Raw genomic sequence first — 24,519 nt, 5'->3', positions numbered from 1 at the left:
TTTTTGGGTTAGGAATGAAGAGTGCTGAGTGCTGAGTGCTGAGTTACAGCAGAATTCAAGTATTTGAACCACATCTGTAGTAGGGGCACAACATTGCTCATGAGTGTCAACTTAAGCGCAAACCCTTTTAAAACCTCGTTTCTAGCCAGAGGCTGGAAATGCGCCTCCTGGCGGCTCTGCCGCTTTTCTAGAGGCTCCGCCTCTAGAACGGCATTCCCAGTCGGAGACTCTTAACGAGATAATCTAAAAGCTGGTTCTAGGCAGGTTTTTACGTTAAGTTGACTTTAGTATAAAAGCCTGTGCTACCAATCAGGTTATAACGGTGTTGGTGATAATGTTACTTACCACATTATTACCCTGAGAGTTATAAGCGATCGCACTGTTGTAGTTCACTGTGGTAGTGCCAGATTTAGAATTGTAAATACTACCATCATTTATCTTGTAACCATAACCATCAGAAGTGAGTTCGATCCCGAAAACGGGATTGGGCTTGATAGTGCTGTTGCCCACCGTTAGGGTGGCATTATTGTAGATGTCAGTGCCAAGGGGTGCCTGATTGCTACTAATGGTACTATCACTCACAGTAAGGATGCCTAATTTATTGGGGCTGCCGTTATTAACGGTAGTTCCATAAATGTCGCCGCCATCGTTGCCATTATTGTAAATGCCACCACCGGCTTTCCCTGCCTGATTGCCACTAATGATGCTATTAATCACGTTAACGATGCCTAATTGATTGTAGTCGTCGTACTCGTTAGAGGTAGAGTTGTAAATGCCACCGCCGTAGTCTCTGGCATAGTTATCACTGATGATGCTGTTACTACTCACCAATAGGTTGCCATTATTGTAGATGCCGCCCCCAGTGGATGCATGATTCTTAGTGATAGTGCTATTGCTCACTTTAAAAGTGCCATATCCGAGAATATCTGGGGAATGGTAGCCGGGAGTGATAAAGCCTTGGTTATACATACCGCCACCTTCAATTGCCGTGTTGTTACTGATGGTGGTCTGACTTACAATTATGATCCCATAACCAGCAATACCACCGCCGTATGACGCACTGTTGCCATTAATGGTGCTGTTATTCACGGTTATAGTGCCGGTAATTATATTAGGGCCGCCGTCTGTCTGGCCGCCATTATAGATACCGCCGCCGTATGAGGCAGTGTTGCTATTAATGGTGCTGTTATTTATGGTTATAGTGCCATCGCCCTCGTTAAGACTGCTACCGTCATCATAGATACCGCCGCCATCATAGATACCGCCGCCGGATGACGCACTGTTACCACTGATGGTGCTGTTACTCACTGATAGGGTGACACCAGTGTAAATACCACCGCCATCGCTGGCCTTGTTGCCACTGATGATGCTATCATCCACGGTTATATTGCCTTCATAGATACCATAGATACCGCCGCCGTATGACGCACTGTTGCCACTGATGGTACTCTTACTCACTGATAGGATGCCAGAACTGAAGATGCCACCGCCGCCGTAGTAGCTGGATTTGAAGCTGACGCTGTTCCCATCAATCAGGCTGTTAGTCACGGTTATAGTGCCAGAACCACCATAGATACCGCCGCCGTCGTATGACGCAGTGTTGCTGCTAATGGTGCTATTACTTACGGTAAGGATGCCATAGTTGTCGATGCCGCCACCTTCGCGCCCTGCCGAGTTATCACTGATGGTGCTGTTGTTTACAGTGAAAGTCCCAGAGCTAGAGTTGTAAATGCCGCCTCCGTTCGCAGCCGAGTTGCCAGTGATGGTGCTATCGCTTAAAGTAAAAACGCCTTCATTGGAAATAGCACCGCCTCCTCCGGCATTTTTGTAGCTATTAGTAATAGTCAGCCCGTTGATTGCAGCTGTTACACCACTGCCAATGTCAAAAACGCGTGTTGCACTATCATCACTAATAGTTAGTAAGTTCGGACTTGTGCCTTTAATGGTAAGATTATCTGTGATAGCTAGACTACTACCAGTCAGACTGATGGTATGAGCGATCGCATCAGTAAACAGTCCACCAAATTCGATGATGTCGCTTCCTGTAAGAGCATTGGCATCTGAAATTGCCTGCCGCAGTGAACCTGTACCACCGTTGTTGGTGTTAGTGACGGTAAATAGAGACATTGAGATTACTCCGATTTTTTTCAGGTGTATAAATATTTGGCTCAAGGCTCGTCTTTTTGCTAATACGAGTCTTGAGCATTTTTTCTACTGCTCACTCAGTATTTAGAACTGAGTTTTGTCAAATAGCATGAACTACAACGCTGTTTACAACAGCGTTGGATCAGGTGTATCAAAAATTACTGATTTTCATAGCCAAATCTTTAGTGCAGCACGGCGCAAATCCAGCTACCATCTCAATTAATAACAAGACTTGGGACTTAACACCCTTGTCACAAGCAGGCCAACTTCCGCCAGAATGTATTAGGGAACTGCATTTTCAAACCTTTTAAAGTTTGAAAATATACTTAAACTTCAAGACTCTTTTAACACAGATATGAGGTGATAATTTTAAATTTATTCAGAGTTTATTTTACTTTATATTTGCTTGTATCAGAATCCAGTTTGAGCCTGAAAAGCAGTAAGTAATAATACTGAGAGATACATTTTGTCTAATATCGAAATAATGTTTAACTGATGACAGATGACTAATGACTAATGACTAATCCCTCAAAAACTTTGGGGGGTTTGGAAAAGTCCGCTTTAACTTACTAGACTGAAGTTAGTTGCTCAACCAGTATTGACTGTCCCATAAATAGAATAGATGACTCAACAAACTTCTAGAATTTGTATCCTTGGCGGAGGCTTTGGTGGTCTTTACACAGCCCTGCGCTTAAGCCAGTTACCTTGGGAATCTACGCAAAAACCCGAAATTGTTCTAGTAGATCAAAGCGATCGCTTCCTATTCTCTCCTTTACTTTACGAATTACTCACTGGCGAATTACAAACGTGGGAAATTGCCCCACCATTTGAAGAACTTTTACAAGGCACTGGGGTGCGTTTTTATCAAGGGGTTGTATCGGGAATTGACATTGACCAGCAACGGGTAAATATACAAGAAGGCCCCGAAATTCCTTACGATCGATTAGTGCTAGCGCTAGGAGGAGAGACACCGCTAGATTTAGTACCTGGTGCAACATCTTACGCCTACACATTTCGCACAATCTCTGATGCCTATCGTTTAGAAGAACGCCTACGATTTTTAGAAGAATCGGATGCTGATAAAATTCGGGTAGCGATCGTTGGGGCTGGCTACAGTGGTGTAGAGTTAGCCTGTAAGTTAGCCGACAGACTAGGGGAAAGAGGACGCTTTCGGATCATTGAAATTGCTGACCAAATTTTGCGAACTTCCCCAGAGTTTAACCGGGAAGCAGCAAAGAAAGCAATAGAAGCCCGTGGTGTGTTTCTGGATTTAGAAACCAAAGTCGAATTAATAGAACAAAATAGCATCTCCCTAGAATACAAAAGCCAGGTAGACACGATTCCCGTAGATTTGGTAATTTGGACTGTGGGGACTAGAGTTGCGCCCGTAGTGAAATCTCTTCCCCTGAAGCAAAATCAGCGTGGTCAAATCAGCACTACATCTAATTTGCAAGTTTTTGATCATCCAGAAATCTTTGCCTTGGGAGATTTAGCAGACTGTCATGATGCGGAAGGACAGCAAGTTCCCGCCACCGCCCAAGCGGCTTTTCAACAAGCTGATTATACTGCTTGGAATATCTGGGCAACTCTGACTAATCGCCCCCTCCTTCCCTTCCGCTACCAACAGTTAGGAGAAATGATGGCACTAGGAATAGACAACGCCACTCTCACTGGTTTGGGAATTAAACTAGATGGGCGCTTGGCATACGTCGCCCGCCGTATTGCCTATTTATATAGATTGCCAACTTTAGACCATCAACTCAAAGTTGGTTTTAATTGGCTAGTCCGTCCGATCATAGAAACACTTTCTCAGTAATTTAAGGTTGGGCATTGGGCAATTCAATTTTGGATTTTGGATTTTAAATTTTGGATTAAATTTCAATCTAAAATCCAAAATCTAAAATCTAAAATTCTTGTTTCCCCACTCAGCACTCAGCACTCAAAACTCAGCACTGATGAGGGGCATTGATGCCCCATTCCCTATTCAATTTTCAGTTAGTCGAGTACAAAAGTTATTAATTAAGCCAAAATCTAAAATTCAAGATTTAAAATCTTCAGACTTTGATGGAACAACCAAAAGTTATTTTTTTAGACGCTGTGGGTACACTCTTTGATGTCAAAGGTGGTGTGGGTGAAGTTTATAGTCAGATAGCTGAGGAATTTGGCGTTACAGTTCCAGCCGAAACCTTAAATAGAACGTTCATTCAAAGCTTTAAAGCAGCACCGCCACCAATATTCCCAGATGCAGAAGTGCAAGATATTCCGCAACGCGAGTTTGATTGGTGGCGGATAATTGCCCTGAACACTTTTGAAGGTGCAGGTGTTCTCAAGGAATTTTCTGACTTTTCGGCTTTTTTTAGCGAACTTTATATCCACTTTGGCACTGGCGAACCGTGGTTTGTTTATCCCGATGTCTTACCAGCTTTAATTAACTGGCGGCGGTTGGGAGTTAGCTTGGGGGTGCTGTCTAATTTCGATTCTCGGATTTACTCAGTATTGCAAAGTTTAGGATTGAGAGAGTTTTTTACCTCCGTCACCATTTCTACTCAGGTACGTGCAGCTAAACCTGATCCTCAAATTTTTGCCATTGCCTTAGACAAACATAAATGTTCCCCAGAGGCAGCATGGCATATTGGCGATAGCATCATAGAAGATTACCACGGAGCTAAAGCATCTGGACTCAGAGGTGTTTGGATCAATCGGGGAAAATGAGGTTTGGGCTGACACGAGCGGTTATTTGCGATCGCCTACCTGCCAATTAACAATTCAAAATTCAAAATGACGCTCGCGGACTGGCTCTAAGCGAAGCCATGCCGAAGGCGTTGCCTCTCTAAGAGTTGGCATGGGAGGATATCACTTTGAAGGATTTTATGATGGTATTCTGACCATAGACTAGATTATTTGTCCTTGTGCATCAAGGGTAGTAATGTCTGATTATTAGCTCAAAAAGGTATGCCAGCCCCGTAATTATCCTTAAATGCTGAAGCAAACTTTTCCTTCCCCTGAAGCACTCCGACGGTTCCCTTTTGGCCTAGCTGATATTGCCCTGATTCTTGGCACATTGGTTCTGCTGGCGCTAATTGCGCGTGTTGGTGCTGGAACGTTGGTGAGCTTTGTACCACCCGATGTAGTGCCAGGTATCAGCCTCGACCCGCGTAATTTACCGTATTATGCTGGGCGCTCAACCCTGCGAATGTTTATTGCCCTGTTTTATTCAACGCTGTTCACCTTAATTTATGGCTACATTGCTGCCAAAAGCCGCCGCGCTGAACGAGTTCTGATTCCATTACTCGATATTTTGCAGTCGGTTCCGGTACTAGGTTTTTTGTCCATCACAGTTACAGGTTTTATTGCCCTGTTTCCTGGAAGCCTATTAGGACTAGAGGCAGCATCGATTTTTGCAATTTTCACCAGTCAGGTCTGGAATATGACCTTTTCGTTCTACCACTCACTGAGAACACTGCCACCGGAACTGGATGAGGCCGTAACGCTCTATCGGTTGTCGGGATGGCAACGGTTCACCAAACTGGAATTGCCTACAGCGATGATTGGACTGCTTTGGAATGCAATGATGAGTTTTGGGGGTGGCTGGTTTTTTGTGGCTGCGAGTGAAGCGATCAGTGTACTGAAGCAGCAATACACACTACCGGGGATTGGCTCCTACGTAGCAGCCGCAGTTGTAGCGGAGAATTTACCTGCTTTGGGTTGGGCGCTATTGATGATCGCTGTGGTGATTGTGCTGGTAAATCAACTGTTCTGGCGGCCGTTAATCGCCTGGGCGGATAAGTTCCGCTTAGAACAGAGTGCAGCAACCCAAGCACCTGAATCCTGGGTTTACGATCTGCTCAAAGCAGCCCGAATTCCTTATCTATTGGGGCGGGCGCTAGCTCCTTTGGCTGAAGCTATCAACCGCATTCTGTCATTGCTAACGCCACCGCAGACTCACCGGGCTGTGGAGACTAGTCGGCAGGAAATAGGCGATCGCCTTTACAACTTGATGCTGCTGGCTATAATTGGTGGGCTGTTGGTTGTCGGGTTGCACTTCATTTTCACAACGGTGGGACTGGGTGAAGTCGTCAAGACCTTTGGGCTGGCATTACTCACTCTGTTACGTGTACTGGTATTGCTGGTATTTGCAACTCTAGTTTGGACACCTGTGGGAGTGGCAATTGGGTTTAATCCCCGACTAGCAACTTTGTTGCAGCCCGTGGTGCAATTCCTGGCCTCCTTTCCAGCAAACTTTATCTTTCCCTTCGCTACACTGTTCTTCATCCGTTCCCATATCAGCATTGATTGGGGTAGTATTCTGTTGATGTCACTGGGCGCCCAGTGGTACATCCTCTTCAACTCCATTGCTGGAGCGATGAGCATCCCAACGGATCTACGCGAGATGGCAACCAGCCTTGGTTTACGTGGTTGGCGGCTGTGGCGCAAGTTGATCATTCCCGGCATCTTCTCCGCTTGGGTAACAGGTGGTGTCACGGCTACCGGTGGGGCATGGAACGCCAGCATTGTCTCAGAGGTTGTCGCTTGGGGGCAAACCACCCTAACTGCCAACGGGTTGGGAGCATATATTGCTCAGGCAACAGCAACAGGTGACTGGCCTCGCATTACACTGGGGATTGGAATGATGAGCCTATTTGTCGTTGGGCTGAACAGAGTGTTTTGGCGACGACTCTATGAACTAGCAGAAACCAAATACCATCTTTAAACCATCGTTCACTAGAGGCGGAAGCATGACATCTACGCAAGTTATTAATAATGTACTAATCGCTGTTGAACAGGTCAATAAGAGTTTTCCGCGCCCAGAGGGCAAAGGTGAGTTTAACGTTCTCCGCAACATTAACCTGACAGTAGCTGCGGGTGAAGTACTAGCGTTGCTGGGGCGCAGTGGCAGTGGCAAAAGTACCTTACTGCGGATTATGGCAGGCTTGATTCCCCCAAGTGAAGGAGAGGTGATCAGCAATGGGAAACATCTGCAAGGTGCTAACCCTGGTGTAGCAATGGTATTTCAAAGCTTTGCACTGCTGCCCTGGCTGACAGTACAAGAAAACGTCGAGTTAGGGCTAGACGCGCAGGGCGTCGGGCGAGATGAGCGACGACAACGAGCGCTTAAAGCCATTGACTTGGTGGGCTTAGATGGTTTTGAGAGTGCTTATCCTAAAGAGTTGTCTGGGGGGATGAGGCAGCGAGTTGGCTTTGCCAGGGCATTTGTGCTGGAGCCGCAAGTACTATTTATGGATGAGCCATTTAGCGCCCTAGATGTGTTGACAGCTGAGAACCTGCGGGGTGAAATTGATGATTTATGGAATGCTGGCACCTTTCCCTCTAAAAGCATTTTGATTGTCACTCACAACATTGAAGAAGCGCTGTTTCTGGCAGATCGGGTAATTATCTTGGGATCAAATCCGGGGCATATTCGCGGTGAGGTTGTGATTGATATGCCACGACCTCATGACCGTACCAGTATCCGCTTCAAATCGCTGATAGACTATATCTACACGGTGATGACTAACCCAGAAGTTGAAGTAACTGGGGCTATTGCAGCACCTACATCACCTATAGAAGCACTGCGATCGCCTGGCACAATCCAACAATCGCCCTATGCAAAACCCCTGCCCCACGTCAGAATCGGTGGTATTAGCGGTCTACTGGAGCTAATTGTGGATCAACCAGAAGGTAAGGATGATATTCCTCGGCTAGCAGAACGAATCCAACTATCGGTCGATGATTTGCTACCGATGCTTGATGCAACCGTAATGCTGGGGTTTGCGGAAGTTGCACAGGGAGATGTCAAGCTGACCGATATAGGGCAAGATTTCGCAACCACAACCATTCTTCGCAGTAAAGACTTATTTCGGCAGCAGGTGCTGTCAAATGTGCCAGTCGTAGTTAGCATGGTGCAGACATTGCGTGAAAAACGGAATCGGTCAATGCGTGCGGATTTCTTTATCGATTTACTTGAGGAATACTATCCTCATGAAGAAGCCGAGCGGCAATTTGCCACGTCCGTAGATTGGGGGCGTTATGCCGAACTGTTTGAGTATGATGCTAGTGAAGATAGACTGTACCTGCCAGAGCCAGCAGCAGCCCAAACTCATGAATCTGAATCGATTGAGGGATGAGGGAGAGTTAGAACTTGAAGTATTAAGCCCAAAGACTAATTCATCCACCTCAGAGACTCATTAATCCACCTCAGAGGCTCATTACAGTATAATTCAATGTATTTGAACCACATCTGTCGTAGGCAACATTGCTCATACGTGTCAACTTAAGCTAAAAGTTTTTTAAAACCTCGTTTCTAGCAAGAAGGCTGGAAATGCTGATCGTTGCGGCTCTGCCGCCAGCAAGGGAGGCGGAGCCTCTAGAACGGCATTCCCAGTCGGAGACTCTTAACGAGACAATCTAAAAGCTGGTTCTAGGCCAATACAGTTCAGCTAAGGCTAAAAACTAACACTGGCGTAGGTTGGGTTGAGGAACGAAACCCAACATTATCAACACTTCGTTGGGTAACGCTTACGCTCAACCCAACCTACTAATTCTCAAAGACTCATTCATCCCAATGCCCAATGCCCAATGCCCAATTCCCAATGCCTAATGCCCAATGCCAAATGCTGCCCCAACACTCGTATGATCAAAATATCAGGAAAACATAACAGCCAGATTTTTACCGCAAAACATGGGCAGTATTTGGGAAATCGATTTTTACTCGCGTCCGATTTTGGACGCTAATCAGAAAAAAATTTGGGAAGTCTTAGTCTGCGAAAGTCCTTTGGATATCAGCACAAAAGCAGATTCTTTGTTTCGTTATGCTCAATATTGTCCCAGTACCCAGGTAAATTCTGGCTGGTTGCGGACAGCGTTGGAGGAGGCTATTAACCAAGCTGGAAAAGCACCAATTAAAATCCGCTTTTTCCGCCGCCAGATGAACAACATGATTACTAAAGCTTGCCAAGACTTGAGCATTCCTGCCCAGCCTAGTCGCCGCACTTTGGTTCTCAACCAATGGTTAGAACAGCGCATGAAAGAAGTGTATCCTCAAGAAGAAGGGTATCAAGGGGGGACTAATCCCTCAGTCCGCTTGGAGAAACCTTTGCCGCAACGTTTACCAGATGCTTTAGAAGGACAGCAGTGGGTATTTGTTACCTTAGATGCTGCGGATTTGGCAGAAATGCCAGAGTGGGAAATTGGTTTTGGTGAAGCTTTCCCCCTAGAGTTGGCGAAAGTTTCACCCGAAGCCCGTATTCCTGGTATTTTGATTTTCTCACCGAGAGCGTTGCCTTTGGCAGGCTGGATGTCTGGTTTGGAGTTAGCTTTCTTAAGATTTGACACCAGCGAAGAGGCAAGATTGCTTTTAGAAACTGGTGTAACTGAAAGCTGGATTGTGGCAAATATCAAAAAACCTCAAATCTTAGCAGAAGCCAAAGGTTTTGAAGAAGCCAAGCAAAAAGCTAACGGAGTGCATTTTATCGGTGTACAGTCTGATCCCAAAGCAGAATCTTTTGCTGGTTTTTGGCTGTTGCAAGAGGTTAATCTTTGAAAATGGGCATGGGGCATTGGGGGAGAATGACAAATGACTAAATGACTAGATCCGTTAAGACATGACAATGATTTGGGATAATTAACTGCGTCCATCAGTGTGATCTGCGGTTTCAAATCGTAACTGTAACGTGAGTTCGAGAAATCTTTTTTGACCTCTCCCCCAGCCCCCTCTCCAACGCGGAAAGGGGAGCCAAAAGCCTAATTTTTCATTGCTCCTCCCTCTCCGAAACGGAAAGGGAGGTTGGGAGGGAGAGGTTCATCGAACTCACGTTAACTGTAAAGAAACGCTGATGATTTTTGGATAGTTATCTGCGTTTATTAGCGGAAAGTCTGATCGTCGGCTTTTGGCGATCGCACTTTCTCTAACGTCCGTTGATATGCGGTTCAAAATCCACAATTCACTAAGGGTCATGGGTTCTGAAAATTTGTCACAAGATACACTAGCCGAACAGCTGCTGGAACTAGCTATCAAATCTGGAGCAGAAGCTGCTGAGGTGTATCAGTCGCGATCGCTTTCTCGTCCAGTGTTTTTTGAGGCAAACCGACTCAAACAGCTAGAAACCAACCAATCTGAAGGCACAGCACTACGGCTTTGGCGAAATGGGCAACCGGGACTCATGGTGGCTTACGGTTCTGTCCTCGCCGAAGTAATGGTGGAAAAAGCTCTGGCACTGAGTCAACTTAATCATCCAGAAACAGTAGAATTAGGCTCTAACTTTCAGCCCTCCTACTCAGATTTAGGGGAAAGTGTGCCGATAGAGGTTTTAGTAGATTGGGGCAAAGAAGCGATCGCACTCATCCGTGATGCCTATCCAGATGTTGTTTGCAATGGTGACTGGGAATGTGATGTTGAAACCACTAGACTAGTCAATACCAAAGGTTTAGATTGTCACTACACCGATACTACCCTCAGCTGCTATATATCAGCAGAATGGGTGCGTGGCGATGATTTTTTGAATGTTGCTGATGGACAAACTCAGCGTGGTGAACTCCACCCGGAGAGATTAGCTAATCAAATTTTACAGAGGTTAATTTGGGCTAGAGAAAATGTCTCACCTCCGACTGGTCGCGTCCCGGTTTTGTTCACTTCAAAAGCCGCCGATATGCTTTGGAGTACTGTACAAGCAGCTTTGAATGGCAAGCGAGTTTTAGAAATAGCTTCCCCTTGGGCAGAATGCTTGGGTAAGGCAGTAGTTGCACCCAGCCTTACTATCTACCAAGACCCGGAAGCGGGTCCTTACAGTTGTCCTTTTGATGATGAAGGCACTCCGACTCAATCTTTAGTATTTATCGAAAATGGGATTTTACAGCATTTCTATGGCGATCGCACCACTGTCCGCCAACTCGGTACTGACACCACTGGAAATGGTTTTCGCCCTGGTTTAGGCAGCTATCCCACCCCTGGTTTATTTAATTTTCTCATCCAGCCCGGTTCGGCATCACTACCAGATTTGATTCAACAACTAGATGATGGCTTGATTGTGGATCAAATGCTGGGGGGTGACGGCAGTATTTCTGGAGATTTTTCGATCAACGTTGATTTAGGCTACCGTGTGCAAAATGGTCACGTAATTGGGCGCGTTAAGGATACGATGGTTGCAGGTAATGTCTATACAGCCCTCAAGCAATTGGTGACACTGGGCAACGACGCTGATTGGAATGGTTCTTGTTATACTCCATCTCTGATAGTCGAAGGGCTATCCACCACGGGGAGAAGCAATTAAAAATTCTAAATTCATCGCCAGTAACGGGTTTTGCAAGTAGCAAATGTTGCCTTTGATTCGTTGAAAGTTTAATCAGAAGGAGTCAGAAGACAGAATTCAGAAGACAGAATACCCCAAACAGTCAAGTCAGGGGTAACAGTCACGGAAAAATTTTTTCTTCTTTACGATTCAAATCGCTTGCTCTAAACCTTGATTCTCCATCCAGTCACACAGACTCCATGCTGAATTCTGGCGACTGGCGCCTTTATTCTTCTTCGGTAAATAATCTCCGAATAACACAAGAAATTTGACATCATGTGGTATACACCTATCTTCCAGCGCATTCGGCAACAGCTACAACCACGGCGTCGGTTAGCAATTTTTGAAGCTTGTTTGATTGGTTTGGTTTCAGCACTTGCAGCAGTCTTACTTAAATCGGGGGTGGGATTGCTAGGCGCCTGGCGAGTGCAGACATCGCTGTTGCTACCAGCTTGGTTCGTGCTACCAGGTATCGGACTCGCCTTGGGATTTCTCGCCGGATGGCTGGTTGAGCGCGTAGCCCCAGAAGCTTCCGGGAGCGGTATTCCTCAAGTTAAAGCAGTGTTAGCCCGCATCCCAATTGCTCTAGATTTGCGGGTTGCCCTAGTCAAGTTAGTCGGTGGTATTCTGGCACTAGGTTCTGGGCTATCTTTAGGGCGGGAAGGTCCAACAGTTCAGGTGAGCGCAGCTTTAGCAGCTCAACTCAGTCGGTGGTTTCCGACTTCACCAGACCACCGTCGCCAGTTGATTGCTGCTGGTGCAGGAGCAGGGTTAGCGGCTGCTTTCAATACGCCGATTGCAGGTGTGTTGTTTGTCGTCGAAGAACTGTTACAGGATTTCTCGGAATTTACTCTCGGCACTGCGATTCTGGCTTCTTTTATCGGTGCTGTCGTCTCGCGCTTATTGGGTGGTCGCAGCCTGGATCTGAATCTAGCATTAACTGCTTCCAAGACAGAGTTTTTTGTTCAAGATATTCCTTTCTATTTGGTGTTGGGGATTGTAGCTGGGTTGATGGGAGCGCTGTTCAATCGCGGGATTATTGCCAGCTTAACTGTTTACCGCAGCTCTGTGCGTTTTGGATTACCTGCTCGTGTGGCACTAGCTGGGTTAGTGTCTGGGGTAATTGTGGCATTCCTACCGCTAGCGTTTCGAGATAACACGGGACTGCGAGAAATTTTAATTACAGGTGAGGCTAGCTGGTCAATGGCCGCGATCGCCTTTTTATCCCAGTTTATCCTAACCCTGGTCGCCTATGGATCTGGTGTGCCCGGAGGATTATTTGCCCCTGCTTTGACCCTTGGGGCTGCCCTTGGCTACTTGGTGGGTATGGGAGAACACAGTCTGCTGCTTCCTTTCGGGATAGCGGCTGGATTACCAATGACCTACGCCTTGGCAGGAATGGGGGCATTTTTTACTGCCGTGGCCAGAGTGCCAATGACGGGGATAGTAATTGTGTTTGAAATGACTACAGATTTCAACTTAGTACTGCCCTTAATGATTGGCTCTGTAACCTCCTATCTAGTCGCCGAAAAGTTAGCGCCAGGATCACTATATGACAAACTTTTGGAGTTCAATGGCATAACTATCGAAAAAGCACCACCTGCGGGGGGGATAATGACAAATTTGACAGCCAGAGATGTCATGCAGCAACAAGTAGAAACTCTGGATACAGAGATGCCTTTAGATGAAGTCATCCAAGCATTCGCCCGTTCCCACCATCGGGGCTTTCCTGTGGTAGAGAACAGCAAGCTTGTAGGGATTGTGACACAATCAGATTTACTAAATATCCGCGATCGCAATTTAGCAAACGATACTCCCTTACGAGACATTATGACTGCCGCTCCGGTGAGCGTAACACCCATCCACAACCTGAGCAATGTGCTGTATTTGCTGGATCGCTACCAAATCAGTCGCTTACCAGTGCTAGATGGACGAAAACTGATTGGGATTATTACTCGTGGAGATATTATTCGGGCGGAAGCAGACCATCTCAATGGTGAAAATGACACCCCAAGACTGCGACCAGATCCTTCATATATAGTTTACCAAACGCGATCGCCCAGCATCGGCAGAGGTAGATTATTAGTGCCAGTAGCTAATCCCGAAACAGCCGGGATTTTATTAGAAATGGCAGCAGCTATTGCCCGTGATCGCCATTATGAAATAGATTGCATCCAAGTGATGCTGATACCCCGCCACAGTTCCCCATCGGAAACAGAGGTAAGAACGGCAAAAAGTCGCCGCTTGCTACGACAGGCGGAAGTCTTAGCAAAAAAATGGCAAATTCCTCTGCATACGCAGATTCGAGTTACCCACGATGTCGCTCAGGCAATTTTGGAGACAATCAACGAAGAACACATCGACCTCATCTTGATGGGATGGAAAGGTGGCACATCTACCCCTGGTCGGATTTTTGGCGACGTTGTAGACACCATAATTCGTCAAGCCAGCTGCGAAGTAGTGTTAGTAAAATTAGGCACAACTGGACAATCAACACTCACAACTCATAACTCCTTCAATCGCTGGCTAGTCCCAATGGCTGGTGGCCCCAATTCGCGGCTGGCGATTAAATTGCTCCCAGCTTTACTGACATTAGGAAATCATCCCCAAATTCGCCTTGCACAGGTGTTTAAGCCATCAGAATTAAAGCCAGATATGACAATTTCAGAACAAGCCATCCGCCATTTGATGCGGCGTCGGAAATTGTCCAGTACTGTAGTTGCTCTCCCAGTTCAAGCTAATTCAGTCGCTGAAGGTGTGATTAACCTAGTGAAAACCGAAGGTTACGATGTTGTAGTTTTGGGAGCTTCACGTGAGGGATTGTTGCAGCAAGCGATTCAAGGTAATATTCCCGAAGCGATCGCCTCTGGTGTAGAAAGTACAGTGATTTTGGTTAGGGGTGCAATTAATAATTCTTGACATCCGCACCGGGCTGAAGCCTCAAGATATCTTGCAATAAGGGTTCAAAAATTTCCCATTCTGTATCAGTGAGGTTGCTGGAATACGCACTATCTCAAAGAATGCACAACTGTCCTATCTGTCGTATCAGTTTGTGTCGGGATTTGAATGCGGCTATAAAGTGCGATTCGTTCAGTCGAAACCGAGCAATCGGGGCATGACTGGCTTCTACAGGGTAATCCATAAGGATTGAGTTCGCACTTTAATCCCTTGTAGACGACAACTTCATAACCTTGCAGGTGAGCGCTAGTACCACAAAAGGTTTAATTAGGGCAGACGGCTTTCAAAAAATACTGGTCGTATTCTTAATTGCTCGTTGTGTGGCGTGGATCTGGATGGCACTTCATATATATAGTCAGAAAGTACACGTTTTGACTGCTCTAAAATACTTATCTAAGCTTAGTAAAATTAGGTACTAATAAATTGCTACGTACTGAGAGCCGTAGTTACTTTGAAAAGGTGTTGCCTATGCCCTAACTTATAACCCATTGAACCTTTTTCCCATTCATTCGGTCTAATAAATACAAGCAACGAAACGGATAGAGGAGAACGCCTCAGGTGTTAGTTGTGCCAGCCAAGGTTAATAAAGCAAATCAATTGATTGGTGAATCAGAAAGCGAATCTGATAGTTATCTAGTACAGCAGTGCCTGCGGGGTGATACCCAAAGCTACGGTCAGCTTTACCGACGCCATCAGCAAAGAGTGAGGTCAATCCTTTACAAACTATGCACTCCAGCCTCACTCGACGATGTAGTGCAGGAAGTGTTTCTGCAAGCCTGGAAAGGATTGCCCAAGTTTCGCCAAACAGCAAAATTTTCCACCTGGCTGTACCGAATCGCTTGGAACCTGGCTTATGACCAGCGACAGGCAGATGTTAAAAGGCGAACTCAATTACAGATTCTGAGTGAAAAAACTCCTACCCAACAGGAAGCCCCAGAGTTAATGAATCTGCATTATCAAGACCTTGTGCAACGGGGACTGGCAAACCTAAGTTTTGACCATCGCACGATATTGGTTTTGCATGATTTGGAAGAAGTACCTCAAAAAGATGTAGCACAAATCCTGGACATTCCTCTGGGAACAGTCAAGTCACGCCTATTCCATGCTCGTGCTGCCATGCGTCAATTTCTCCAAAACCAAGGAGTACAGCTATGACTCAGCTCCCCAATGATGATTCTGACCTAATTAATTTTCTATGCCAACATTGTCCAGAAGTTCCACCAGCCTCGCCTGATTTGGAACAACAAATTTTACAACAGGTGAAAACTTCGCCTCAAGCACCCTTACGCCACTATTCAAGGCTGAGGTTAGTTCTGCCTGCTCTTGCAGCTGGATTAGTAGCTGCGATAGTTAGCTACCGTGCCTTGATACCTGCTCAACCGAGTCCGGCTGAACTTGCCAGATTGGAAACTTTTATTGAAAGCAATTGGCAAGCTACAGCCAGTAGTGAACATCTGGAAAGTGATGTATGGCATTTTACAGATTTAGATACTGAATAGGAGATCGCTTTGATGTTAATACGTCGTGTTTCCATTTTGGCGGTGACGATGCTTGCCCTTAGTAGCACTATTGCTCTGGCCAAGCCAACTTTACTTTCACGCCAAGTCATTGCCCAAACCCCCACAAGTGTACCTCATCCAAATGGTGGGAAATCAGGCGGATGGCTCCAGGATTTGAATTTGACATCCGAGCAACTGCAACAGATTAAGCAAATTCGTAATCAATCCAAACCGCAGATAGCCCAAAAATCACTTGTGATACGTCAAGGGCAACAGGAATTATATGACCTGATAGCCGGGGCAGCTACTAAAGAGCAAGTGCGTGATAAATATAACCAAATCAAGCTTGTAAAGCAGCAACTTGCTGATGTCCAGTTTGAAAATACGCTTGCGATTCGGGAAATCTTGAACCCAGAGCAACGGCAGAAATTTGCCGATCGCATGTATAAGAAAAATCTTCGCCCAAATCCTCCACCCGCAGCACAACACAATTAACTCTATGACTGTCAAGCCTAAATATTGGGTGTTGTTGCTGTTTATCTTACTGGGAGGAATTAACCCCAGTCATGCAGCCTCCATAACTGTTGAGCCAAAAGTATTACATATAATTAATCGCCTTAGCTTTGGTCCTCGCCCTGGAGATGTGCAAAGAGTGGAATCTATGGGTGTAGAGCGATACATTCAAGAGCAACTCTCACCCGAATCGATTCCTGAACCACAAAGTTTGACCAGCCAACTAAAGCAGCTAGATACTCTCCGCTTGAAGCCGGTGGAACTCTTAGAATATGGCACAACTCATCTCCCAGGACAAAAACCTAGCCAGTTGGAAAAAAAAGCTGCCAACAAGTGGGCTAAAAAGGTGCTAGATCAGGCAGTCCAGGCACGATTATTAGAGGCAACTAGCAGTAGGCGACAACTCCAGGAAGTGATGGTGGACTTTTGGTATAACCATTTTAATGTAGATGCTGCTAAAGGACGCGATCGCCTCTGGGTAGGAGCTTATGAACAACAGGCGATTCGACCTTACGCTTTGGGTCGCTTTCGTGACCTATTAGGGGCAACAGCTCATCATCCAGCCATGCAGTATTATCTGGACAACTTCCAAAATCGGGCTGACAGCCGCCCCGATGCTCAGGGTAATATTCGAGGTTTGAATGAGAACTATGCCCGCGAACTGATGGAGCTACACACTCTTGGCGTGGATGGAGGTTATACTCAGCAAGATGTGATTGCTCTGGCGCGGATTTTGAGTGGTTGGGGTTTCAGTCGTCCCGGTCAGCAGACAGATAATAATTTCGGATTTTACTTTAACCCAAAGCGCCATGATTTTAGCGACAAAGTTTTCCTGGGACACACAATTAAAAGCGGTGGTGAAACCGAAGGGGAGGAAGCTCTAGATATTTTGGCTCACAGTCCGGCGACTGCACGTCATATCAGCTATCAGATAGCTCAATATTTTGTCAGCGATCGCCCTCCCACTTCTCTGGTAAACAATCTCACACAACGTTATCTTACCACTGATGGCAATATTCGTGAGGTTCTCAACACCCTATTCCACAGCCGGGAATTCTGGGATGCAAAAAACTTTAATGCCAAATTTAAAACACCCTATCAATACGCTATTTCTGCGGTGCGAGCCACAGGCATCGAAGTGAATAACACAAGACCAATCTCCAACCTGCTGCAACAGTTGGCAATGCCTCTATACAGTTGTCAAACTCCAGACGGTTACAAAAACACAGCAGATGTGTGGTTAAATCCTGATGCGATGAATCGCCGCCTCAGCTTTGCGAGTGCGATCGCCAATGGAAATTTACCCTTATCAAGCATCCCCACAAATATGGAACAGGGTAACAGGACACTGGGACAGGAGAAAATCGGCACTGAGCAAATACCTGCACAAAAGTCTCCCAGGATTCCTGTAGATGCTTTGCAACTAACCAATACATTGGGCAATTCTTTTTCAATGAAGACCCAGATGGCGATCGCTTCTAGTGACTCTCAAATCCGTAGTGCTTTAATCTTGGGCAGTCCAGAATTTATGCGTCGTTAGTTGTCAGTAATAAAACTCAACTCATAACTCATATATAGCGTTTTATTTTCCTAATCATATTAGATCATAGTCGCCTCCTCCCTTGCTCTTAGGGGGTTGGGGGTGGGGAATTTGTACCTCACTAACAGTTTCCCCCTGATGTAATATGCCCTTTCATCGCCCAAATCGGCGCTCCCACAACTTGTATTCTACCGAATTTAAAACAGTCATAATTAAGTAGTTTTAAAGATGAAAAGACGTAATTTTCTCATCCAAAGTGGAATTTTTTCAGCTGCGGCAATCACAGCCATCGGTAGCAATGCTTGGGTAGCTAGATCGGCTATTCCTAACAGCGATCGCCAGCGCTTGATTGTAATCTTCCTCCGGGGGGCGGTAGACGGTTTAAACGTCGTAGTTCCTTACTCAGAAACAGCTTACTATCAAGCCCGACCGCAAATTGCTATTCCCCAACCAGGGAAGGAAGGGGGAGTCTTAGATTTAGATGGGCGCTTTGGGTTGCATCCAGCATTAGCGACTCTGATGCCCTTCTGGCAGCAGAGTAGTCTAGCATTTGTTCATGCTTGTGGTTCCCCCGATCCAACTCGCTCTCACTTTGATGCTCAAGAATATATGGAAAACGCTACTCCTGGTGACAAACATACTCAGGATGGTTGGATGAATCGTTTACTAGGGGTAATTTCTCAAAAAACACCCATCCAAGCAGTAAGTGTTGGAGAAACAACACCCTGGATTTTTTCTGGTCGGATGTCTGTAGCTAACATCGCATCAGGGAGAAATGCTAGCAGACCTCTGCCAATAGATCGTCCTCAATTAGCAGCAGCATTTGACCAACTTTATGGCGGTGATGATGCCCTAAGTCAAACCTATCGCCAAGGACGGATAGCGCATCAGGCCATCCTGAATGACCTGGATAGTGAAATGAAAATGGCGAATAATGGTGCGCCTTTACCTGATGGCTTCGCCAGCGATGCCCAACGATTGGGGCAACTAATGGTCAAAGACCCCAGAATTGAGTTAGGGTTTATGGCTTTGGGGGGTTGGGATACCCATGTAAATCAAGGTAGCACTCAAGGACAGTTAGCTCGGAACTTAAAAAAATTGGGTTCAGGTTTGGCAACTTTGGTCAACGGTTTGGGAAACGTTTACCAGAATACGACGATTGTCGTGATGTCTGAGTTTGGCCGTACAGTCAAGCAAAATGATAATGGTGGTACTGACCACGGTCATGGGAATGTCATGTGGATTTTGGGCGGTAAAATTCGCGGTGGTAAAGTTTACGGTGAATGGCCTGGTCTATCTACAGCCCAACTTTACCAAGGTAGGGACTTGGCTATTACTACTGATTTTCGGGATGTTATCTCTGCCGTGTTAGAAAATCATCTACATCTCAATGAAGCAAAATTGAATCAAGTGTTGCCAAATTACACCTCTACTCAAAAAGTAGCATTAATTGTTAAGTAAGTAATTATTCGGCAAAACAATAATTTACCTGTCCTTGTAACATCTTATTTTCTGACTCTCAGAGGGGTCAGGAAATAATAATTATTGTTAAGAAGTACCTTTTTTTTGAGAACTATTTACAATTCACCTCGGTTAATTTTGGAAAAAACTCCAAAGCAGCACAGGACACTAACATCGGATCTTCAATCGGGGGGTTCGTATTTGCAACAATGTGAGTAGCAGTAACTTCTTTGAGAGTCCAGTTAAAATCTGATTTGATATTATGAGCAATACTTTTAACATGATTGTAGAAATATTCCCCGCGAGCTAAACGATTAGAACCCTGTTGTGTATCGCAACCATAAGAATCATGCTCAGGAGATAAAGCTTTGTTATCTTTTGTGCCGAGAATTATTGTCATTGGTGTTGTAAATGTTGTTTTCAAATCCACAGATGTCAATGGCTCTCCAATTAGTTTCTTTAAACCGCAGGGATATTCCTTATGCTCATCGGGTATTGTGTACGAACCTGCCTCAGCAGCTACAGCCTTTTGGATATGTGTATAGCGCATAAAGATCACCATTCGATGTACAAACTGTGCGCCAGCAGAGTGACCATAGAGATAGTATTTTTTGGCGTTGACTTTTGTGGTTCTTTTAACGAATGCAAAAATATTTTCAATTTCAGTAAATGCCCATTGATTTCGAGGATTTAGAATCTTCAAATCTTCTGTAAACATTTTGCCAAGATTATAACCTGTAGCTTTGGGAAACCACTTTTGCTCAAACTGAGGAACAAGTAAGATAAAATTTGCTTGCACACTACTGTTGGAGTTATAGATATTTCTCCAGTCATTGCGATAATCTTGAGCATTGCGTTTTTCGCCGTGCATAGCAAATAACACTTCCGTCTTTGCGTATAATTTGTCAGGTAAATAGTAGTAAATAGGAATCTCGAAATTTGCAGATTTCACCTGGTAGCTGAAACATCCTTCACCCTTTTTCATCACTCGCAAACTACAACTATTATCTAAATGTGTGAAAGCCGATTGAGCTTCATTTATGAAAATTATCAAATAGAAGCATAAAAATGCACTCGTAATCAAAGCAAGCCATCGTTTCATCAAACAAAATCTCTGAGAGATAAAATAATATTAATCAAATAATTAATCAAAAGCCGCCTTAGAAAGGCGGGGCAAAAGACCCATTAATTCCGGTAAATGTTATGTTTCTAACTGCCGATTTCACCGAGACAACCGCCAAATCTTAATAGTATTGTCCTCACTACCACTGACAAGGGTTTTGCCATCAGGACTGAAGGTGACGGATGTCACAGTGTTGGTGTGTCCCTTTAATGTGAGAATTTCTTCTCCTGTGGCTGAATTCCAGAGTTTGATGGTGCGATCGCGGCTACCACTAGCAATCATTTTACCATCGGCACTGAAGGCTACGGATGTGACAGTGTTGGCGTGTCCCGCCAGTGTGCGAATTTCTTTTCCGGTAACTAGATTCCAAAGTTTGATGGTGCCCAGGCGTCGCCCGTCGTAGACATCGCGGCTAGCACTGGCTAAAGTTTTACCATCTGGGCTAATAGCTACAGCTGTTACTGTTTGAGAATTTCCCTCCAGTGTACGGATTGAGTATCCCTTTGTCAGATTCCAGATTTTGATCGTCTTGTCAAAACTGCCACTGGCAAGAATCACACCATCGGGGCTGAGAGCTAGCGATCGCACCCAGAATGTATGCCCTAGCAGTGTGCGAATTTGCTCTCCTGTTGCTAAATCCCAGATTTTAATGGTGTTGTCATCACTACCACTCACCAGAGTCTCGCTATCAGCACTGATGGCTAGGGCATGAACTGAGTCAGAATGCCCTGACAAAGTGCGAATTAGCTTTCGGGTTGCCAGATTCCAGATTTTGATCGTGTTGTCATCACTACCACTAACCAAAGTTTTCCCATCTGGGCTGATCGCCACAACATTCACCTGCTGAGAATGCCCGTTGAGTGAAGAGATTTGTTTTCCGGTTGCGAGATTCCAAAGTTTGATTGTGCGTAGGCGTAGCCCGTCGGAGACATCGCCGCCACTGCTGGCAATGGTTTTCCCATCAGGGCTGATGGCGACAGATAAAACTGAGCTTTCATGACCTTGGAGGGTGTTAACTAAGGAAACCTCGCCCAAAGTAATCTTTGGCGGTTCACCTAAAAGCGCCTGATCTTTGCCAAGGCTATTATGCTGACTCAGCCTAGAGAACAAACTCGTCTGAATCTGACGAAAATGTTTATACCAAGATTCTTGGAATCCGAACAACAGAATGAAAGCACTTATTAAGATTAAAATTCTCAGTAAAGGATAACTTTTTGGTAAATCTGGGGCTTTAGTTGGTGGTATTTTCCCAGATGACTTACCAGCTGGTGGCAGTGCCAGAAGTTGTTTTGGAGTCAAGTCTCTGAGAACTTCATCGGCTGACTGGTAACGTTGTTGGATGTCTTTTTTCAAAAGTTTGTCGATCACAAAATCCAACTCAGGATTTAATGGACTCCGCAAATATTCCCGCCAATTACTCACCCAGGCGTAGCCAGATTCCATCCACAACTGAAAGGGGGAATTTCCGGTTAGCAGATGAAAGCAGGTAGCCCCCAAACCGAACAAGTCACTGGCGGGGAAAGCTTTACCATCTCTAATTTGTTCTAAGGGGGAATAACCATGTGAACCAATGGATGTGCCAGATTTCTGCTGAACTTTGGCGGTGAATTGCTTTGAGGAGCCAAAATCAATCAGGCTTAATCGCCCATCACTTTTATGACGGATAATATTTTCTGGCTTGATATCCCGATGAATCACTTTGCGATCGTGGATAAATTTCAGGATGGGTAGTAAATCTAGCAAAATAGATTGAATTTCCCTAGCGTTATACGCTTTGCGCTGTTGCAACTCCTTTAACAAATTTTCTCCATTGATAAACTGCTGCACTAAATACAAGCAGCCCTCTTGCTCAAAATAAGCTAGCAAAGTCGGAATTTGGGGATGTTCCCCAAGGTCTTGTAGTCGCTGCGCTTCTTCAGCAAACAACTCCATCGCCTTTTTTTGTGACCAAGTTCCTTGGAATTTTGGAGCCAATTGCTTGATAACACAGCGTTCATTGAGTTTATCTACATCTTCTGATAGATAGGTTCTGCCAAATCCCCCCTCATCTGAAAGGACTCGGATGACACGGAAGCGATTTCTTAAAAGTGACACCAATGGGGTGTTACAACTTTGGCAAAACTTCTTTCCATTGGGATTCAGGGGATTTGAGCAATCGGGATTTAAGCAGCAGATCATGATCTGACAGGCGCGACTGCATGACAACTTCGGCTAAGTTTGCCCCGAACTTTCCCTGAAAAAATTAGCTCTCGCTTACTTGTGGTAGAAAACCCTGTTCTGGGGATTGGGGAATTACTTAATATAGTTAGCGTTTGTAAATAGTAGTCAGTCTTCCTCATCTGTGGAAAACTACGAGAGCCATAGGATTAATTATTCTATCGATTATATAATAATCTGAATAGAAATTTTTTTTGATCTGCCAGCCCTAGTAATTTTGCTTGTATCTTGGCCAGCGACCATTGACTAAGTATTAAAGATAAAGCCTTTTAAATCAACCATTACTGACTAGAAAATGTAGTAAAAATGCTTACTAGATTTGTTTTTTATATTTTAAATCATCCATGATTAATTGTTAATTTGATACTTAAGCTCAATCAGGCTTCAACTTAACTCTACGACCTCGTTTATTTTAGCCTTCCTCTCCATTTCCGAATAGCACTAGCAGTTCTGGCGGCAGGTGACACGTATACATCAGGATTTTCGTGAGGATTTTCGTGAGAATTTTCGTGAGAATTTTCGTGTTGTGTAATACTTTTATTATTTAATTTTTGGGTAGTTAGACAGTCAGCCAAAGTAGGCACATAGCTTAGATTACCTAAAGCTTTCATTACTTCATCGGCAGTCTTAAACCGATCATTTAACGCAACTTTCACCATTTTTCCTAAAATCTGGGCGAAACTGTAGCTAATCTTTACCTCTTTTTGCCAGCATATCTCACCAGTATTCGCGTCATACTCAAATTCTAAAGGACTTTTCGCAGTCAACATATAAATACAAGTTACACCCAGTGCATAAATATCACTGGCATAAACTGGACGTAGAGAAAACTGTTCTGGTGGTGCAAATCCCCTAGTTCCAATAAAATTGGTGTTTGCAGCTTGATTGATTGAGTTTTCACAAACATCAATTAATTGCTCTTTAACCGCCCCAAAATCAATCAGCACTACCCGCCCGTCATACTCACACCGCAATAAATTCTGGGGCTTAATATCCCGATGAATCACTTGATGTTTATGAATATACTGTAATACAGGTAATAATTCTTGTAAAAATTGTTTAACTGAGGCTTCACTTTTGATCCCAGTTTGCCTCACTTCTCGTGCCAAAGTCAAACCCGGCACGTATTCTTGAATTAAAAAAAACTCCCCATTCGATTGAAAGTAGTCTAATAGCATGGGAATTTGCGAATGACTACCGAGTTTACCCAAGGTTCTTGCTTCTTTTTCAAAGCGCATACACGCCCTTTGCCAACTTTGAGGATTAGTCACTTTCGGGCAAAGCTGTTTAATCACACACAGGGGATTCCCAGGTAATATGGCATTTTTGGCTAAAAACGTGATCCCAAAACCACCTCGACCCAAAATTTGCAATATTTCATAGCGATCGCGAAATAGCTCCTTGGAACCAGACATCTGGCCAAGTTGAGTTTGCTGTAAAATGCTCTCTTGAGAATTTGTAATTTTTTGAGAAAAGCGATGCATTGGTATAGGATATATGCTCTGCAATGCCTCTAATTCTACGACAAATATTCATTGGCAACAGTAAGATTACTGAATCTTTGCCAAATCATTAAAATCTTTCAAAAAGTAAAAATAAATTTATGTAGAATTTACGCATTGACAAGAAAGATTAAACGCCAGATGCTCCACTTGGGGAAACCCAAGTGGAGCACTGGCTCCCCTTAATCCCCTAAGAGCCGGCTCTTAGGGGAGACAAAACGCAGCTTTGGCTCTTTGGGGTTCTTCGGGTTTAATAACTAATCAAGCGGACATGATA

At 44.8% G+C, this 24,519-nt stretch carries 16 protein-coding genes and 1 pseudogene; 13 read left to right on the top strand and 4 right to left on the bottom strand.

The window, feature by feature from the left end:
* Positions 1 to 309: 309 nt before the first annotated feature.
* Positions 310 to 2,127: a beta strand repeat-containing protein gene (locus V7K31_RS06895; protein WP_335093365.1), complete on the bottom strand. Its 1,818-nt coding sequence runs from the start codon at positions 2,125 to 2,127 to the stop codon at positions 310 to 312.
* A 640-nt stretch (positions 2,128 to 2,767) separates the two neighbouring features.
* Between V7K31_RS06895 and V7K31_RS06890 the strand changes: the two genes are divergently transcribed.
* The 13 genes and pseudogenes from V7K31_RS06890 to V7K31_RS06835 all read left to right on the top strand — a co-directional run bounded on the left by V7K31_RS06890 (position 2,768) and on the right by V7K31_RS06835 (position 19,400).
* Complete coding sequence (locus tag V7K31_RS06890) at positions 2,768 to 3,961, top strand: NAD(P)/FAD-dependent oxidoreductase (RefSeq protein ID WP_335093364.1); 1,194 nt, start codon at positions 2,768 to 2,770, stop codon at positions 3,959 to 3,961.
* Positions 3,962 to 4,209: 248 nt separating this feature from the next.
* Positions 4,210 to 4,857, top strand: a complete 648-nt coding sequence (locus V7K31_RS06885; protein ID WP_334825927.1) for an HAD-IA family hydrolase — start codon at positions 4,210 to 4,212, stop codon at positions 4,855 to 4,857.
* A 265-nt stretch (positions 4,858 to 5,122) separates the two neighbouring features.
* Entirely contained in the window at positions 5,123 to 6,856 is a 1,734-nt protein-coding gene (locus tag V7K31_RS06880) for an ABC transporter permease (protein WP_335093363.1), read from the top strand.
* Positions 6,857 to 6,881: 25 nt separating this feature from the next.
* Positions 6,882 to 8,270 carry an ABC transporter ATP-binding protein gene (locus V7K31_RS06875; RefSeq protein ID WP_335093362.1) on the top strand — a complete coding sequence of 463 codons (1,389 nt, stop codon included), beginning with the start codon at positions 6,882 to 6,884 and terminating at the stop codon, positions 8,268 to 8,270.
* A gap of 554 nt (positions 8,271 to 8,824) precedes the next feature.
* Complete coding sequence (locus V7K31_RS06870) at positions 8,825 to 9,685, top strand: Tab2/Atab2 family RNA-binding protein (protein ID WP_335093361.1); 861 nt, start codon at positions 8,825 to 8,827, stop codon at positions 9,683 to 9,685.
* A gap of 412 nt (positions 9,686 to 10,097) precedes the next feature.
* Complete coding sequence (locus tag V7K31_RS06865) at positions 10,098 to 11,411, top strand: TldD/PmbA family protein (protein ID WP_335093360.1); 1,314 nt, start codon at positions 10,098 to 10,100, stop codon at positions 11,409 to 11,411.
* A gap of 294 nt (positions 11,412 to 11,705) precedes the next feature.
* Positions 11,706 to 14,348 (top strand): chloride channel protein, encoded by a 2,643-nt coding sequence (locus V7K31_RS06860; RefSeq protein WP_335093358.1) that lies wholly within the window; start codon positions 11,706 to 11,708, stop codon positions 14,346 to 14,348.
* Between the two features lie 89 nt (positions 14,349 to 14,437).
* Positions 14,438 to 14,506 (top strand): annotated as a pseudogene (locus V7K31_RS31815) (zinc ribbon domain-containing protein); the annotation flags it as partial.
* 439 nt (positions 14,507 to 14,945) lie between these two features.
* Positions 14,946 to 15,542 (top strand): sigma-70 family RNA polymerase sigma factor, encoded by a 597-nt coding sequence (locus V7K31_RS06855; protein ID WP_335093357.1) that lies wholly within the window; start codon positions 14,946 to 14,948, stop codon positions 15,540 to 15,542.
* The gene (locus V7K31_RS06850; RefSeq protein WP_335093356.1) at positions 15,539 to 15,886 is read left to right on the top strand and encodes a hypothetical protein; all 348 of its coding nucleotides are present in this window, start codon (positions 15,539 to 15,541) and stop codon (positions 15,884 to 15,886) included. Before V7K31_RS06855 ends, V7K31_RS06850 begins: the two co-directional genes overlap by 4 nt.
* Before the next feature lie 12 nt (positions 15,887 to 15,898).
* Positions 15,899 to 16,381, top strand: a complete 483-nt coding sequence (locus tag V7K31_RS06845; protein WP_335093355.1) for a Spy/CpxP family protein refolding chaperone — start codon at positions 15,899 to 15,901, stop codon at positions 16,379 to 16,381.
* 4 nt (positions 16,382 to 16,385) lie between these two features.
* Positions 16,386 to 17,939 carry a DUF1800 domain-containing protein gene (locus tag V7K31_RS06840; RefSeq protein ID WP_335093354.1) on the top strand — a complete coding sequence of 518 codons (1,554 nt, stop codon included), beginning with the start codon at positions 16,386 to 16,388 and terminating at the stop codon, positions 17,937 to 17,939.
* 228 nt (positions 17,940 to 18,167) lie between these two features.
* On the top strand, positions 18,168 to 19,400 hold the full coding sequence (locus tag V7K31_RS06835; protein WP_335093353.1) for a DUF1501 domain-containing protein: 1,233 nt from the start codon (positions 18,168 to 18,170) through the stop codon (positions 19,398 to 19,400).
* A gap of 112 nt (positions 19,401 to 19,512) precedes the next feature.
* Here the strand turns inward: V7K31_RS06835 and V7K31_RS06830 are convergent, their stop codons facing one another.
* From V7K31_RS06830 to V7K31_RS06820, 3 genes are all read right to left on the bottom strand, one after another.
* A complete protein-coding gene (locus tag V7K31_RS06830) occupies positions 19,513 to 20,385 on the bottom strand; it encodes a hypothetical protein (protein WP_335093352.1) in 873 nt (290 codons plus the stop codon).
* A 237-nt stretch (positions 20,386 to 20,622) separates the two neighbouring features.
* Complete coding sequence (locus V7K31_RS06825; RefSeq protein WP_335093351.1) at positions 20,623 to 22,701, bottom strand: serine/threonine-protein kinase; 2,079 nt, start codon at positions 22,699 to 22,701, stop codon at positions 20,623 to 20,625.
* Positions 22,702 to 23,147: 446 nt separating this feature from the next.
* Positions 23,148 to 24,224 carry a serine/threonine-protein kinase gene (locus V7K31_RS06820; RefSeq protein WP_335093350.1) on the bottom strand — a complete coding sequence of 359 codons (1,077 nt, stop codon included), beginning with the start codon at positions 24,222 to 24,224 and terminating at the stop codon, positions 23,148 to 23,150.
* Between the last annotated feature and the right edge of the window lie 295 nt (positions 24,225 to 24,519).

The sequence above is a fragment of the Nostoc sp. genome (genome assembly GCF_036917675.1).
Classification (GTDB): Bacteria; Cyanobacteriota; Cyanobacteriia; order Cyanobacteriales; family Nostocaceae; genus Nostoc.
Note: the sequence above shows the minus strand (reverse complement) of the source record. Positions and strands in the feature narration are given on the sequence as shown.